This is a genomic window from Methanosarcina mangrovi, assembly GCF_052057765.1.
Classification (GTDB): domain Archaea; phylum Halobacteriota; class Methanosarcinia; order Methanosarcinales; family Methanosarcinaceae; genus Methanosarcina.
Genome location: NZ_CP195120.1, coordinates 2,971,427 through 2,986,539 on the forward strand (window position 1 = coordinate 2,971,427; position 15,113 = coordinate 2,986,539).

Below are 15,113 nucleotides of genomic sequence, written 5' to 3' on the forward strand. Positions count from 1 at the left end.
GGTCACAACCCGGTATTACTCATTAGCCCTGTACTATTCATTAGTCCGGCATTACTCGTGATCATATTCTTAAGTTCTCCAGCAAGAAATTCAAAAGAAAAAAAGGGAGTTTAAGTAAAGTTGAAACTTAACTCCCGGTTTAATTTTCCGTGCGGTTCCATTCCAGGATATTACCGAAGATGTTTGCACCATGAGGCTGTATTCTCGGAGTCCCGATATCCAGGTCCTCGTCCATAATGTAGACATAATTGATGGTCGCCATCCACAGCCAGGTAGCATCTCCTTTTTCGGAAAAGCCTGTTGTCCCGTCCCAGGCAGCCAGTTGCCAGTTCTTATTGGCAGTATCCTGGTCAAAACTGGTTATGGCCGCTCTTAAGTAACTGTCCACAACAGAATTGTTGTACATTATCAGGTTGTTGTAATTTGAAGGATCGTAGCTCTTGCTGTAATATCTCAGGTATATGTCAGTCGGGTCAAGCGAACCATAGCCGAAAACCACCGGAGTTGAATGGGCCAGGGTATCGATTTCATCCCAGCTTTTGCCCTCAACATTAATTTTGATACCCAGTTTCCTGGCTTCTTCGGAGATAGAAACAGCCAATGCCTGCCTTTCCTGGGCTGTTGAAGGATAGAGGAGGGTAAACTCGGCTTTTAAGCCGTCTTTCTCAAGGATGCCGTCTCCGTCAGTATCTTCCCAGCCGGCTTCAGTTAAAATTTCCTTTGCACCTTCGGGGTCTCCGTCTTCAAAAATAGCGTCTTTATTGCCCCAGGGTAATTTATCCACACCCGTAAATTCTTCTTTACCCTGCCCGTTTAACGCTCCATCGATTAATATCTGCCTTTCGATCCCGATGTTCAGAGCTTTTCTTATTGCAATATCAGAGGTCACATTGTTCCCGATTGCATAACCGTATTCGGTTTTTTTACCCGTACTCGGCAGGACCGGGAAGCTTATCCCTCGGGCATCAATGGAATCAAGGGACACTATTTTCATCCCGTCTACTTTTTGATAGGCATATGAAGCCGGAATTTCAGCAAGGTCGACCTGTCCTGCCTTCGCAGCGGCAAAAGCAGCATCCGATGCCATAAAGAGCATGGTTATCTTTTTAAAGTAAGGCTCCTGCCCATAATAATCCGGATTTGCTTCAAATATGACCTGCTGCCCTTTATCCCATTGCACGAACCTGTACGGGCCCGATCCGATCGGATTCTGCCCGTAAGATTCGTTGTAAGCATGTTCGGGAACAATCCCCAGTGATGCGAGTTTATTGATGAAAGTAGCCTGAGGGTCATTCAGGTTAAATTCAACCGTATAATCGTCGACTGCTACAGCGTTTTCCAGCATGGATAAATCCAAACTCCCGCTGCCGTCTGCTCCCGTATTAAATGTGAAGGCGACATCCTCAGCAGTTAAAGGCTCTCCATCATGGAATTTAACATCGTCCCTTATTGTGACAGTCCATTTTAGCCCGTCACTGCTAACAGTATAATTCGTAGCCAGATCGTTGATCAGATTTGCCTTGCTGTCCCTTTTGAAAAGCGTACTCTGGACCAGAGGTTCCCTGCTTTTGCCCCATCCGGCAATCGGGTCAAAACCCGCTTCCGGCTCTCCCCCGTGGGTCCCTACGGCTGCTACCAGTTCATCCGATCCAGGGGAATTCAGTTCTCCGGACCCCTCGGATACCGTTTCCCCGGCAACCCGGGAAGCCTGCTCAACGGACTTCGAATCCGCAGCAGGGCCGGACATCGAACTGACAACAACAAAAGCCGCTATAATTATGATTACTGAGCCTATGAGCAAATATTGCTGGTTTTTCCTTATCCTAACTCCTCCTCAACTTTTCCCTCAACTTATATTAAAGTCCACAATTATCCTTACGGAAATTCACGAATCCATATTGTAATAACTGAAAGACTTTTTCAAATAATACTTTTAAAGACAAAAATATCACTAGAGTATTACTTTCTTAACTAATTATCATACGGAATTTAATAAATCCATTATAAGTATATATACTTTCCGAAAAAAATGTATTACTAAGATATTTGTTTTCTAGTATTTTGTATTACTTGATGTGAAAAATTATCTTTTTCTACAAGCTTTTAGCTAGCAGTAGCCACCACATACTGAAAAACAGGGATGAAAACAGCAATCAGAACAGGGATGAAAACAGAAATTAAAACAGAAATTAAAACAGAAATTAAAACAGAAATTAAAACAGAAGGAGCAAATAAAAAAGTGCTTGTCCGTACTCAGTAACCGGAACAGCCTCATGTGCGAATAAAAAGCAGTTAAATGTGAAAATAAAACTTTATGGAGGCAAAAGCTCTCCATAAGCTCATTTTAACCTGAAAATTTCAGGATTTCCCCGTCATGATATATCTATTAGTCTCTTCTCGATCACTTCCTCCTAATTTTATCTTTATTAGCTTCTTCTCGATCACTTTCTCCTGATTCTCTCCTTTCTATTCTCTTCCGAGCCTGATTCGATTTCAGTTTATGCGTTTCCAATCGTAGATATTTCCATACGGGTCTCCTCCATGAGGCTGGGTTTTGGGAGTACCTATGTCCAGAGTGTCGTCAACAAGGAAAATGTAGTTCGGATCTATAATGTACAATTTCGCTGCATCTCCTCTTGCCGAAAAACCGGTGCTACCGTCCCATGCAGCCAATTTAACGTAGTTATACGCCTCTTCTAAAGTTGAACTGTTCTGGGATGCCATCAGGTAAGCATCAACTATCGGGTTATTGTAATACCCTGTATTGCTGTATTCGCCTCCGGCAAGTGAACTGAGGTAGGAGGTGTATACGGGGTCCAGGTCGTTGGTCCCATAGCCCGAGATTGAAGGGTTTGCATATTTTACAGTGATTAGTTCGTTCGAACTCTTCCCTTCAGGGATTAGCTCAATTCCGAATTTTGCAACCTGATCTGTAAGGGCAAGGGCGAGAGCCTGACGGTCAGGGTTATTTGAAGGATAATAAAGCATCAGGGACGCCTTCAGCCCATTTTTCTCAACTATCCCGTCTCCATCAGTATCGGTCCACCCGCCTTCTTCCAAAATTCTTATAGCTCCCTCCTTGTCGGCATCTTCAACCATAGCTTCCGGATTTGCCCAGGGAAGGTGATCTACCCCTGTAAGCTCCTTGTCCCCAAAACCGTTCAGTACGTCATCAATAAGCGACTGCCGGTCTATTCCCACATGCAGGGCTTTTCGGACAGCAAGATCCGATGTGATATTGTTTCCAATCGGATAGCCGTCTTTAGTTTTATTACCAGTATCCGGGGTCAGTGGCAGTGAGATGTAGATAGAGTCGTATGAAGCTACAGGCACTACTTTCATGCCCTCGACTTCTTCTCTTGCGGTTGTTGCAGTAATCTTTGCAAAGTCAACGTCCCCTTTCTTTGCAGCAGCAAAAGCAGCGTCATTTTCCAGATAGAGAATGGTAAACTTCTTAAAATAGGGTTTCTGCCCATAATAATCCTCATTTCTCTCAAATATCGTCTGCTGCCCCTTATCCCACTGAACAAATTTATAAGGCCCGGACCCTATCGGATTCTGCCCATAAGATTCATTATAAGCATGCTCCGGAACAATCCCCAGCCTCCCAAGCGTGTTGATAAAAGTTGCGCGAGGATTTTTCAGGGTGAACTGCACAGCAGTATCATTTAACGCCTCAGCCCTCTCAAGCGACGTCAGGTCCAGATACCCCGCCGACACTGCCGCCGTATTAAACGAAAAAACCACATCTTCCGCCGTCAATGCTACCCCATCAGTAAATTTGACATCATCCCTTATAGTAACAGTCCAGACCAAACTGTCCTCACTAACAGAATAACCCGTAGCTAAATCATTAACAAGGGACATGTTACTATCCCACTTGAAAAGAGTACTCTGAACCAAAGGCTCATGATAAGTCCCCCAGCCATACATCGGATCAAAGCCCGCCTCCGGTTCCCCTCCGTGAGCCGAAGCCGCCGAGATCAATTCATCCGGGCTCCGGGCAGAACTGCTTGACACTGAATTGTATGCCAGAGTGGCAATTGCTAAAACTACAAGTATTATTCCCATTACCAGGTACTGCTGATTTCTCTTAATAAGAATCCCTCCTCCTTTTTACAAAGAGCCCGTTATTTCGTGAGTATTTTCCAGCCGTAAACAAGTCCAGAAACCTCCGGATAACATTTATTGTTCTAAAAATAACATTTAAGCAATACATTTCCAAAGAAAATTATTACTCCCAGTTAAAACCAGATTTCTATAAATACGTTCCTAAATCTTTGTGTTACTAATACCGACCGTTAAAACTGAGAAGTAACATTAAATCATGATTTTAGCCAGTTTTTAAAGTTTTGGAGAACCTGCAATAAAAGGAATGATACCTGCATAAACTCACAAAAAAGAGTCAGTAAAAAAGAATTGAAATTCCCATACTTTTACAATTATAGAAGTAGCTGATTTTTGTCGAGAAGTAGCTTCCACTGCCACCCACTTTATCAAAACTGTTTTTGCAGAAATTCGAAAGCAATTTTCCATAGATAAATGTTTAAGGACCATAAGGAATTATCCCCACTTTATGCCAGAAAGGAAAGAAAATCCCCCGGTCTGCGGAAAAGAGTCTTTTTACCTGCATATTACCATAAATTTCCGGACAATAAACCCCAAAACTAAAATAGAGAGACTCAGATAATTATTTCTGGTGAATATTCTATGAAAGAGACTTTCGAGAAAGTTTACCAGCTAAAGCTTTCCATGAAAGACATTACCCCCCAGATCTGGCGGCGTATCCAGTTGCCGGAAAATTATACCTTTTTTGACCTCCACAATGCTATCCAGGCTGTAATGAACTGGGAAGATTACCACCTTCACGAATTCAAAATGCTAAACCCAGAAACCGAAGAACCTGAAACGATAGGGACGGAAGGCAACGATTTTGAAGCTTTCAGGGAGCCTTTTGTGCCGGAAAAAAAAGCTAAAATCTCTCATTATTTCACGCCGGAAAATAAGATTGCTCTGTACACCTACGACTTCGAGGACAACTGGCAGGTAAAAGTCCGGCTTGAAAAAATCTTCCCGAAAAAAGAAGGTGTGGAGTATCCCATTTGCACTGCAGGAAAAAGAGCCGCTGTCCCTGAAGACATCGGCGGGACACGGGGCTATGAAGATATGCTGGAGATCCTGAAAGACCCGGAACATGAGGAATACGAAGATACTGTGGAATGGTTGGGAGAAGATTTTGACCCCGAATACTTTGATCCGAAAGATGTTTCTTTCTGAAGGTGTGAACACTTCCGGGTTTGTTATTAGGCGTTGTTCAGGGACTTTTCATGCCTGTCCCATTCCAGGATTTTATAATTTTTGACAACGCTGCCGGGATTGAATTAAATGTATCATGGGTTCTTGCCTGACTGACAATTCCTGGCTATTTAAAGGCTCTAAAATTTTAATTAAACAGATGGTGGTTGAAATTAAAGACCAGAATAAATTAACTAATACCGTTTTTAAAATCATCTGGATGGTTTCTGTTTTTAATTTATTATTTTCAGGTCTTTTTCTTTACTCGGGAGAATATATTTTGGGTGAGGAGATTTTAAATGACTTTATCGGGCCGTCAAAAGACATCAATAATGATATCATGCTCACTGAAAACGAAATGGTGACCTTCGTATTCAAAACAGAGGAACCATATTCCAGCTCCGAACTATTAAGGATCGTTGTGGTTGATCCAGAAAACATAGAACATTCCTGGGTAAAAGATTTTTACGGATCCACAATCGGGGGGTCCCGTGGAACTGAAAGAGGGGCTAAAGATTACTTTTCGTTTACACCCGAAGTATCAGGGGTGTATCATATAGAGATAAGCGATGCCGATTTCCAGACAAATGTTAAGCTGGTTTCAGGGATGGTAAATCCAGGGGAGAAACCTTTGCTCTTGACAACATTATTTGCATCTTTCCTGGTCATGTTCACCGGTATTGTGTCGTTGAAGGAAGGGGCAATCAAAGAACTTATAAAATCAAGGAGCTTGTCGATTAACGGAGTACTCAACTTTTGTATAGCCCTGTCTATAAGCCTGATTATAGTGAACAATGTGATTGGTCTGTAATGTGATTGGTCTGTAATGTGATTGGTCTATAATGTGATTGGTCTGTGATGTAGTTTTAAGCCGGCATTATAAAACCGGAAATATAATCAAAGAAATCCAGGTGAATAAACATGAATACAACGCAAGCAACAGAACCGGTTTGTAGGAGCTGTAATACTGGTAGAGAAAAAATAATCGAATTTCTAAAAGATCATGTAATTGATAAAAAACTTGTCACAGATGAAGTGGTTTATCAGCTTGAAGAAGGAAAGCTTGAAGGAGTTTACTCCGATGAAATGTTTTTTTCGAATTTAGTGTTGTCGGAGTACGGTTTCCGATTTGATATGACCACCGTCACCCGTGAAAGAATATACGTTCTGAATTCGGATAAAAGAAGGGGTGCCATTAAAAAAGATTTTAATGGTGTGAGTGTGTTTCGATATGAGCTGGCAGAGCGCAAAAGTACCTCCGAAATAACCGGTATAATGAGGCTGGTCTCGTCCACTGTTCGCGAGCATACGATGGAAGGAATTGTCTACGGAGTATATGATTTGCAGCTTGAAAACAGTCAATTAAGCTGGAAAGAGCAGCAAATGCTGTACCGGGACATGCCAGCGGAAAAAGATAACTATCGGCCTGTTGCTTTTGATGCAAAAGTGAGGTTCTATCTGGAAAACGGAAAATTGCGGTTTGAATATATCCCTGAATATTATGACTTCGAGCCCGAAAAACTTACAAGAACATTATCTAAAGACCAGTATCCTGCTTTTGTAACTAAGGAGAGATGAACACGGAATTTTCTTAAATCATATGTCTAAACGATTTTTATAAAAATGATTTACAACAAAAATAAGTGTGTATGCCTGAGGTAATCATGCATAATTCTGTCAGACCTTGATTTTTCTTTATGCCAACCCATTCAGAGATAGCGTCTTGTAAACCGTGTACCTTCTTCTGTTTCTGTATTCGCGAGCAAGATCCACTAAAACAAGAACTGTAACTGAAAAGTAGACTAACTGACAGTATATGAAAATGTTTTTCGTGTCACAATGTAATTTATGAGTTATGGAACCCACAATCGTTGAAGCGCATGACAGGTCTGCTGTTGTTTATGATAGAATGAGCGTAATGGTAGAATACCATGGGCATGAAGTGCTTTTTGGGCTGGCTTATGAATATTTATCTCCGGGGAGTAATGTTCTTGATATCGGTATTGGTACCGGACTCAGCTCATACCTGTTTCATAAGGCTGGTCTCAGGGTATATGGAGTTGACAGATCGGAAAAAATGCTCGATATATGCAGGAAAAAAGGCTTCGCTACGGAACTCAGGTTGTTCGATCTGATAGCCGAGGGCTGGCCCTATGAGGACTCAAAATTCGATAATGCAATAGCATGTGGAATATTCCATTTTTTTGAGAAACTTGATATATTCTTTAAAGAAATAGGTCGAGTTATGAAAAAAGATGGGATCTTCAGCTTTACCGTTATGGTATCGGAAGAAGATCTTTCACATTATACAGATGCCGGATCAGGTCTCTCAATATATTTTCATAACGATTCCCGGGTGATTGAATTATTAAATAAATACGGCTTCAGTCTGTTGAAATGCATTACATTTTTTATATACAAAGAACCAGACAAAAAGGAAAGGTTAATGTTTAAGGGATATCTCACAAAAAAGGTTTGATCATTCTTTTTAATAATTCCTGCCATAAAAACAGGAAAAATCCCCCTGCAAGTGCTTAGAAGCTTTTTGCCTGCGTTTACTTCATTTTATATCATAATAATCAAAAGTAACTTTTGTAAAAAGACCAGAATCAAAACCCAAAGCCTAAAATAACCCAAAAAGTAATTATCTAACAGGGTGAAAATTTATGACCAGCGAACTAGAAACTCCGGAATGTTGTCCTCCGTTTGACCCTGCGCCCTGGGACGGCAAACTCTTTGAATGGAAGAATAAGAAGTTCATCAGGGATTCCGTTACCACTCAGAATTACATGCCCCTGAACTTCGGGGAAGTAATAATGAGGATGAACGAAAAAGTTGCCAGGGCTGGTGCGGAAATGCCTGACTGGCTCTGCCTGTCGGACCACACTTCTGAAAGCAACATGGACCTTTATCTGGCTGTTGACAGAGAGGTCGATGGGGCTGAAAACCTGACCCTGAGCGGGAAGTTTTTGAGCAAAGTCTACGAAGGAGATTTTGAAAAAACAGGGGAATGGTGTGCGGACTTTGAAGGTTATGCAAAAAGCCATGGACTTGAAATCAAAAAATGGTACATGTGGTATACTACCTGTCCCGCCTGTGCCGAAAAATACGGGAAGAATTATGTTGTGATTCTTGCAGAAGTTTAAAACAAAAATAGAGTCATAATACCGGTAGTTTTCATTTTTTCCAGTACGTTAGCCATCCTATTTATATATTGATTCTACAAGGCATACGCACAAAACTCAATCAAAACTCGATAAGCACGGGAAGCAAGGAAATTTCCGTGCCAGTAATTCCTTTCATACATTTTTTCCGTATTTCCCTGCTTACAGTAGCTTATTTTTTTCGAGCTTGATCAAAGAACTCTGGTTTTAATCTCTTCCACCTGTTGATTAAAAATTTTCAGAATTTGCAGGCTTTCAGGAGTTGCTCTTTTTATATCGAACCAAACCGGCTATCGAATGCAGCAGAACTCCGGTAAAAGCCATACAAATCCCGAAGAAAGTCAGCAGCAACAGAAGTAAAATAGTCAGCCCTAAACCCAGGCTTTCTCCGGGGTTAGGGGTCTTTAAAAAATTAAGGGTCATATGCAGCCCGCCTGCAACAAGAAGGAGACCCGGCAGGGTAAAGCAATAAAGAGGCTTCTTAAACTCCATCTCGTTGAAAACGTTCGACAAAACATCCCGGCAATACCTTGAATGATTTCCCGTTGAGCGGTACACATCATACACTTGAGTCACATATTGAAGCGTAAGATCACCTTTCTGGTCACAGATAAATTCTTGCAGGTTTATAATATTGGACGAATTTTCTGGTACGAAGCACCCTCAAAATATAAAAATCCATCCAGAGAAATTGCTGCGAATATAAGTGCATGAGCCGGAAAGGATAGGGAAAAATTAAGAAGATAGAAAACTCGCAGCACAGAAAAGAACGTAAATCCCTGTGCCGGCATTATAAATCAGAGTTCATTCCCGAAAGGGGAATTTACTTTTTAAGAATACTTACTTTTTAGCTCCGGAAAGCAGATTGATCACAGTATGAGCAGGGAGATTAAGCACCTGAGCAGCCGTATATAAAGAAGTGGTTAAGCGATTGACTAGCTATTTATAAAGAAGTGGTTAAGCATCTAACCAGCCATTTATAAGCAGAGGGTTAAGCGCCTGACAAGTCCGGGCAAAAAAGGAAAATCATTTCTTTTTCTCTCCTCTTTTCCCAATATTTTTCCTGATCACTTTGCTTCTTTGCTTTCTTTCCGGACCCCTGCTTTTATCAGTTCCTTCTCCTTTTTGTTCTTTCTTCGCCCATCCGGTCGTTTTAGTTCCCTCTTCTTTTGTTTCCTTCTTAACCCAACCGCTTTTCTTAGCTCCCTCTTCTTTTGGCTTTTTCCCTGCCCATTCTCCCCTTTTAGCTCCTTCTCCTCGCTGCTCTCTTCCCTGTTCCCGGCTTTTCTTCAGTATCTCGCTTGTTGGCTCTTTTCTTGTCCAGACGCTCCTCCTGACTTCCGGCTTTTCTTCCTCCATTTCCTCTTCGTCTTCCTCTTCATAGAGGTCGATTCCGAGTTTGGAGCTTATGGAATTTCTTGCATGTATGGCATCGGCATAGTCCGGCCTGATCCGGAGGGCTCTTTCAAGGGCTCCGAGAGCTTCTTCATCTTTTTCCAGGCCTGAGAGAACCATCCCTTTGCAGTACCATGCCTCGGCAAAATCGGGCTTTATTGAGATAGCTTTGTTGCAGGGCTCAAGCGCTTTTTTATATTTACCGAGCTTGAGGTGGACCATAGCTTTTCCGACCCAGGTCTTTGCATTATCCGGGTTTATCTTGAGGGCGGCATCGTAGGCTATTGTAGCTTCAACCGACCTGTCCAGGCTGTAGAGAGCGAAGGCTTTCCCTTCCCAGGCACGAGCAAGATCGGGGTTTATTTTTAGGGCAGTATCGTAGGCTGTTATGGCCTCCTCGTACCTGCCGAGGTCAGCGAGAACGATGCCTTTTGCATGCCATGCACCTGCCAGTTTGGGATCGGCTGCAAGGGCTTTTTCAGAGGCTGCAAGGGCTTTTTCGTGCTGTCCGAGCCTGCAGAGGACGGAGGTTTTCAGGTTCCAGGCCCTGTCGCTGTCAGGTTTTATTTCAAGCAGCCTGTCAAACACCTGCAGGGCATCTTCTTCCCTGTTGAGCTGAAGAAGCGCGAAACCTTTTTCGTAGAGGTAGCCAGGATTTTCAGGTTCGATCTCAAGGGCTTTTTCATAAGCTTTCAGGGAATCCTTATACATCCTGTGTCTCAGAAACACTGCAGCTTTGCCCGCCCAGGCGACTGCATCCTCAGGATTTTTCTCAAGGATTTTCTCATAAGGCTCAAGCGCTTTTTTCAGGCGGTCGTATGCTGTGTCACCGGCTTTATCGACCCTGCCAACTGCCTTTGGAGTTCTACCCGCCTTGCCTGCGCTTGCCCTGCCCGTGTTGCTTGCTCTGTCTGGCCTGCCTGTCTTACCTGGCCTGCCTGTACCTTTTTTAAAATCGTTTGCCATAGTATCGGTCCCGTATAATTCGGTTTAGAGTGATTTTTTGTAGAGTGATTTTTTGCCTGAGAATTCGGCATACACCCAACCTCCCCTGCCGGGCGGCAAATTCTCCGAGAAATCTTAGTTCAAACTCCGTTCTCTTATTTCAAACTGATCCTGTTAACATGTTATAGCTCCAGAGGCGAGAAATAACCTTCTCGAGGTTCCGGAAAAGCCAGAATAGTTAATGTGAAAATAGCTGATATCACAGGGCAAAACACAGGGCAAAAAACCTTATGAAAAGGTAAAAAATGCAAATATCCATTTTCCTATTAAAAAGAGTGGACGTTGGCGTATTTCTTTTTGAATTTATGATATATTCAGGTAAGTTGGACTGGAAATACTATATAACATTCTATTATATTCTAAATTTGATAATATATATTATATAATAAAATCCCATAATTATATTATGCGTCTGGTTCAGGTACTTATTCCGGTAGGGAAGCGGGAGCCGGTCCTGGCCGTGCTTGACGACGAGCAGATCGACTACGCAGTCTGGAATGAAACAGGTCGAAGGGGATTCGAAGCCATGGTACAGTTCCCCATTCCCCCTATCGGGATCGAGCCGGTGATGGCCAGGTTGCGGGAAGCAGGGATCGAAAATGCGTACACGATCGTCCTGTCCCCCGAGACGGTTGTTTCCACACGTTTAGAAGCATTGAAGAAACGTTATTCAGGACTTCGCATTTCCCGGGAAGAACTTATCGCACGTGCGGAGGAGCTCGCACCCGCGACTTCTACTTTTGTTGCTTTCCTTGTTCTGAGCACTATTATCGCTACGGGAGGGCTGCTGCTCGACTCGGCTGCAACAATCATAGGGGCGATGGTCGTAGCCCCACTCATGGGGCCGGCAATCTCCGCCAGCGTCGGGACAGTCATCAATGAGAGGAAACTTGCCTCACGTGGAGTAAAGCTACAGGTGGGAGGGCTCCTGCTTGCAATCGCGGTTGCTGCCGTGATAGGTGCAATCATGAAGGGAACGCTGCTTTTGCCGCCGGCACTCGATATCCGTGAAATAGGCCAGATTGCCGAACGTACCAGCCCGAACTTCCTGTCCCTCTTTCTTGCACTGGGCTCAGGACTTGCCGGCGCCATAAGCATTATGCGGGGCTCCGGGTCTACCCTTGTGGGAGTGGCAATTGCCGTGGCTCTTGTTCCCCCGGCCGCAACGTCGGGGCTCGGGCTTGCCTGGGGAAACTATGGTGTTGCGCTGACAGCGGCTGTACTGGTGCTCGTGAACCTGCTGACCATCAACGTATCTGCCCTCATCCTGTTCTGGCTTTCCGGCTTTCGTCCTGCTGAGGAAAAGGCTGTTGGTAGTGCCCGTGCTGCGGTGATCACACGCGCAACAGTCCTCGTCATTTTAATCGCCTTCCTCTCCGTGGTCCTCGCCCTTGTCACTTACACAACCTTCCAGGCCTCTTTGATTAAACAGCAGGTTGACCAGGAGCTGTGGGATATGTTCGAAGAACCCGAATACGTAGAAGCGGGGATTGTACGGGCTCAGAATATAATCGTTGCCTATACACCCTCGGACTTTCTGTTAGGTAACCCGGTAACGGTGTCTTTTTTCGTGGGGTATCAAGCCGGGGAAGAAATTCCCCCGGATATTGCCAGAGTAGCTGACGAACGATTGGAAGAGGCCACCGGCAAAAAAGTTGATGTCACTGTCGGCTTCGTCGTGGCCCAGCAGACATCAACGTAAGCTCCGGTGCACCCTCCTAAGAAATTTATTTTCTTACCCCGCACCATAAACAGCCGGCCTTCAAAAACCGAATATCCTGCCTGCCGAAAAAACAAATGAATGGAACTATACTGGCAAATTGAAAAATACCTGATCGCTTTAATATAATCCGATACCAATAAAAATAATTTTGAAAAACTTATAAATATCAACGCCCTTTAACCCAGTATAAACCTGTATAAAAGTGACTAAAAGGGCCAAGCTCCTAAAAACGGCTAGAAAGACAAAACTGCTGGGTGTATATATGAATGAACTGAATATTCGGGAAGCAGACCGACTGGAAATAACAGTCCTTATGGATAATTACACGGATATATTTCTAATAGAAAGCACCGACGTATGCAGACGACCTCAATTACCTTTTTTCCCGCAGATGCTTTTTGCTGAACACGGATTTTCGTGCCTGATCAAAGTATGGGCAGGAAACGAGGAGCACGTTGTGTTGATGGATGCAGCAGTTACTCCAGCCAACCTGTTTAATAACGCAGAACTTTTGAAGGCTGATCTTGGCAGAATAGAAGCTGTTGCCCTTAGTCATGGGCATCCGGACCATTTTCTCGGGCTTGTTGACCTTTTGAAATTTGTAAGTAAAGAGCAGGATAAAGAAGTCCCACTTGTTCTTCATCCCGATGCCTTTCTTGAACGCCGCTTTAATATTCCTGTAATCGGCTGTCCGGTCACAGTACCTGCACTCGAGGAGGAGGCTCTAAAAGAAGCAAGAGCGGATCTCTTAAAGTCCGAAAAAGCGTCTCCGATTGCAAACGGCCTTATCCACACAACCGGCGAGGTTGAGCGCAAAATCCCGTTCGAAAAAGGATTCCCCTGGGCTGAGGCGAAGATTAACGGGAACTGGGTAATCGACCCCTTCCTGGACGACCAGGGACTTGTGATAAAAGTGAAGGATAAAGGGCTTGTTGTTATTAGCGGTTGTGCCCATGCAGGGATTATCAATACCGTAGAATATGCGAAAAAAATAACTGGCACAGATAAGGTCCATGCAGTCCTTGGGGGGTTCCACCTGACCGGACGGCTCTTTGACCCTATTATCCAGCCCACAATCGATGAAATGAAAAGAATAGCTCCTGATTATGTCGTGCCCATGCACTGCACGGGCTGGAAAGCAATAAACCGGTTTGCCGAAGGGATGCCGGAACAATTCATACTCAATTCGGTCGGCACAACCTATGTGTTTGGCGGAAATCCCTGAGTTGGGATACCCGAGAAGAAAAAACTGGTATTCTGATCCACAAAACCTTATTCACCGTATCGAACCGTCCCTTTCCCGGCAGAGTTGCGCCAGCAGAGTTGCGGCTCCACAGCCCGAATTTCGCCTCAAGAGTACGCTGTCTGTTTCGGCAGAGTTGCGGCTCTGCAGTACGCAGTCTGTTTCGCTTCGCTCAAGCAGACTAAGTTATGGATTTGAGCAATAAGCTTTGCTCAAGAGGGCCAATTTTGGGTTATGGTAGTGAGCTGCGCTCAAGCGGACTACTTGATGGGCTTTTACAGTTAGTTTTGCTCAAGAGGAATAAAATTGCAGGTCTTCTGATCCGTACAACCATATTCGCCATACTATGTCGTTTCTGTCCCGCTCGACGCAGGAGAGCGGGCTTTCCCAAAAAGGCTGAAAAGAAAAAGGAGGAAAACAGGTAAATAAAAGCTTTAGAAGAAACCATAAGGCACCAACAAAAAAATTAAGAAATCACATTCTGCCTGAAAAATACTCTTTTTTCGAGTTTTTTCATTCAGGCTTCTTTTTTCTGTTTTTTGCGGGCCGCCAGACAAGCTGGCGGAGGCGTTTATATTTACCTGTGAATTGAAAAGTCGTTTCCGGGCTTAAGGAAGTATTCTTTCAGTCCTGAGTCTATTTCCTTTGAGGAGTCCATTTCCTTCGAGGAGTCCATTTCCTTCGAGGAGTCCATTTCCTTCGAGATTTATCTCTCAATTGCGCTGCCGGTTTTTGATCCACTTTTTATCCGGTTGACGGCTGGTCCAGGCCCGTTGCTGCCCAGGAGGAGAAAAAAGACATATTCCTTCCCGGACCCCGAAATAGGTCACCAGTTAATGAAAGACCAAAAAAGAATGAGAAAAAGCAGATAGGAAAAATTTTTGGCTCATCAAGGCTTTTAGATGACCTTCAACGACTTTCAGTACTCCATCAGAACAGCTGCAAAAAATGCCATTAGCAGAGATAAGAAAGTAAAGATGAGAGCGAAGATTGACTTTATCTCTTCATCTTTTGGTACCTGATGAGGCTTCCCGTTCACATACAGAAGATAGAGCACGGCTGTTGAGACCGGCACCATCCAGAAGAAGTACTTGATGTCATCATAAGATACCACTTCAACTGCAGTCATCAGGGTAAATGCGACCATCACCCAGCCTATGAGTAGATAAATTCTGATGATGGTTTTCTTTTTTACCGAAAGGAATTTGAAACTACTGCCGTAGTATTGATTTTGAATTTTCGGATCTGTCACCGGGATAACACCCTAATTTATTATAGGAACTTAAGT

The 15,113-nt window shown here is 43.7% G+C and carries 12 protein-coding genes; 7 read left to right on the forward strand and 5 right to left on the reverse strand.

Annotation, left to right across the window (positions count from 1 at the left end; all coding sequences use genetic code 11):
* Positions 1-139 precede the first annotated feature (139 nt).
* Both ACSAZL_RS13205 and ACSAZL_RS13210 read right to left on the reverse strand, forming a co-directional pair.
* Positions 140-1,801 (reverse strand): ABC transporter substrate-binding protein, encoded by a 1,662-nt coding sequence (locus ACSAZL_RS13205; RefSeq protein ID WP_440945109.1) that lies wholly within the window; start codon positions 1,799-1,801, stop codon positions 140-142.
* Between the two features lie 692 nt (positions 1,802-2,493).
* Positions 2,494-4,071 carry an ABC transporter substrate-binding protein gene (locus ACSAZL_RS13210; RefSeq protein WP_440945110.1) on the reverse strand — a complete coding sequence of 526 codons (1,578 nt, stop codon included), beginning with the start codon at positions 4,069-4,071 and terminating at the stop codon, positions 2,494-2,496.
* Between the two features lie 639 nt (positions 4,072-4,710).
* On the opposite strand from ACSAZL_RS13210, the gene ACSAZL_RS13215 reads away from it, so the two are divergent.
* The 5 genes from ACSAZL_RS13215 to ACSAZL_RS13235 all read left to right on the forward strand — a co-directional run bounded on the left by ACSAZL_RS13215 (position 4,711) and on the right by ACSAZL_RS13235 (position 8,441).
* Entirely contained in the window at positions 4,711-5,277 is a 567-nt protein-coding gene (locus tag ACSAZL_RS13215; protein ID WP_440945111.1) for a plasmid pRiA4b ORF-3 family protein, read from the forward strand.
* A gap of 178 nt (positions 5,278-5,455) precedes the next feature.
* Positions 5,456-6,106, forward strand: a complete 651-nt coding sequence (locus ACSAZL_RS13220) for a hypothetical protein (RefSeq protein WP_440945112.1) — start codon at positions 5,456-5,458, stop codon at positions 6,104-6,106.
* A gap of 110 nt (positions 6,107-6,216) precedes the next feature.
* Positions 6,217-6,873 carry a hypothetical protein gene (locus tag ACSAZL_RS13225; RefSeq protein ID WP_440945113.1) on the forward strand — a complete coding sequence of 219 codons (657 nt, stop codon included), beginning with the start codon at positions 6,217-6,219 and terminating at the stop codon, positions 6,871-6,873.
* Between the two features lie 277 nt (positions 6,874-7,150).
* Positions 7,151-7,774: a class I SAM-dependent DNA methyltransferase gene (locus tag ACSAZL_RS13230; RefSeq protein WP_440945114.1), complete on the forward strand. Its 624-nt coding sequence runs from the start codon at positions 7,151-7,153 to the stop codon at positions 7,772-7,774.
* Positions 7,775-7,961: 187 nt separating this feature from the next.
* A complete protein-coding gene (locus ACSAZL_RS13235) occupies positions 7,962-8,441 on the forward strand; it encodes a hydrolase (RefSeq protein ID WP_440945115.1) in 480 nt (159 codons plus the stop codon).
* 273 nt (positions 8,442-8,714) lie between these two features.
* Here the strand turns inward: ACSAZL_RS13235 and ACSAZL_RS13240 are convergent, their stop codons facing one another.
* Complete coding sequence (locus ACSAZL_RS13240) at positions 8,715-8,972, reverse strand: hypothetical protein (RefSeq protein ID WP_440945116.1); 258 nt, start codon at positions 8,970-8,972, stop codon at positions 8,715-8,717.
* A gap of 513 nt (positions 8,973-9,485) precedes the next feature.
* Positions 9,486-10,820, reverse strand: coding sequence for a tetratricopeptide repeat protein (locus ACSAZL_RS13245; protein ID WP_440945117.1), 1,335 nt, complete (start codon positions 10,818-10,820; stop codon positions 9,486-9,488).
* Between the two features lie 445 nt (positions 10,821-11,265).
* On the opposite strand from ACSAZL_RS13245, the gene ACSAZL_RS13250 reads away from it, so the two are divergent.
* Positions 11,266-12,561 (forward strand): TIGR00341 family protein, encoded by a 1,296-nt coding sequence (locus ACSAZL_RS13250; protein ID WP_440945118.1) that lies wholly within the window; start codon positions 11,266-11,268, stop codon positions 12,559-12,561.
* A 283-nt stretch (positions 12,562-12,844) separates the two neighbouring features.
* Positions 12,845-13,807: an MBL fold metallo-hydrolase gene (locus ACSAZL_RS13255; RefSeq protein ID WP_440945119.1), complete on the forward strand. Its 963-nt coding sequence runs from the start codon at positions 12,845-12,847 to the stop codon at positions 13,805-13,807.
* Positions 13,808-14,744: 937 nt separating this feature from the next.
* Here the strand turns inward: ACSAZL_RS13255 and ACSAZL_RS13260 are convergent.
* A complete protein-coding gene (locus tag ACSAZL_RS13260) occupies positions 14,745-15,077 on the reverse strand; it encodes a hypothetical protein (RefSeq protein WP_440945120.1) in 333 nt (110 codons plus the stop codon).
* Positions 15,078-15,113 lie beyond the last annotated feature (36 nt).

Bases quoted from the DNA above. Each gene is read 5' to 3' on its own strand.
- ACSAZL_RS13210 (WP_440945110.1), bottom strand. From the start codon at position 4,071: ATGGGAATAATACTTGTAGTTTTAGCAATTGCCACTCTGGCATACAAT.
- ACSAZL_RS13215 (WP_440945111.1), top strand. From the start codon at position 4,711: ATGAAAGAGACTTTCGAGAAAGTTTACCAGCTAAAGCTTTCCATGAAA.
- ACSAZL_RS13220 (WP_440945112.1), top strand. From the start codon at position 5,456: ATGGTGGTTGAAATTAAAGACCAGAATAAATTAACTAATACCGTTTTT.
- ACSAZL_RS13225 (WP_440945113.1), top strand. From the start codon at position 6,217: ATGAATACAACGCAAGCAACAGAACCGGTTTGTAGGAGCTGTAATACT.
- ACSAZL_RS13230 (WP_440945114.1), top strand. From the start codon at position 7,151: ATGGAACCCACAATCGTTGAAGCGCATGACAGGTCTGCTGTTGTTTAT.
- ACSAZL_RS13235 (WP_440945115.1), top strand. From the start codon at position 7,962: ATGACCAGCGAACTAGAAACTCCGGAATGTTGTCCTCCGTTTGACCCT.
- ACSAZL_RS13245 (WP_440945117.1), bottom strand. From the start codon at position 10,820: ATGGCAAACGATTTTAAAAAAGGTACAGGCAGGCCAGGTAAGACAGGC.
- ACSAZL_RS13250 (WP_440945118.1), top strand. From the start codon at position 11,266: ATGCGTCTGGTTCAGGTACTTATTCCGGTAGGGAAGCGGGAGCCGGTC.
- ACSAZL_RS13255 (WP_440945119.1), top strand. From the start codon at position 12,845: ATGAATGAACTGAATATTCGGGAAGCAGACCGACTGGAAATAACAGTC.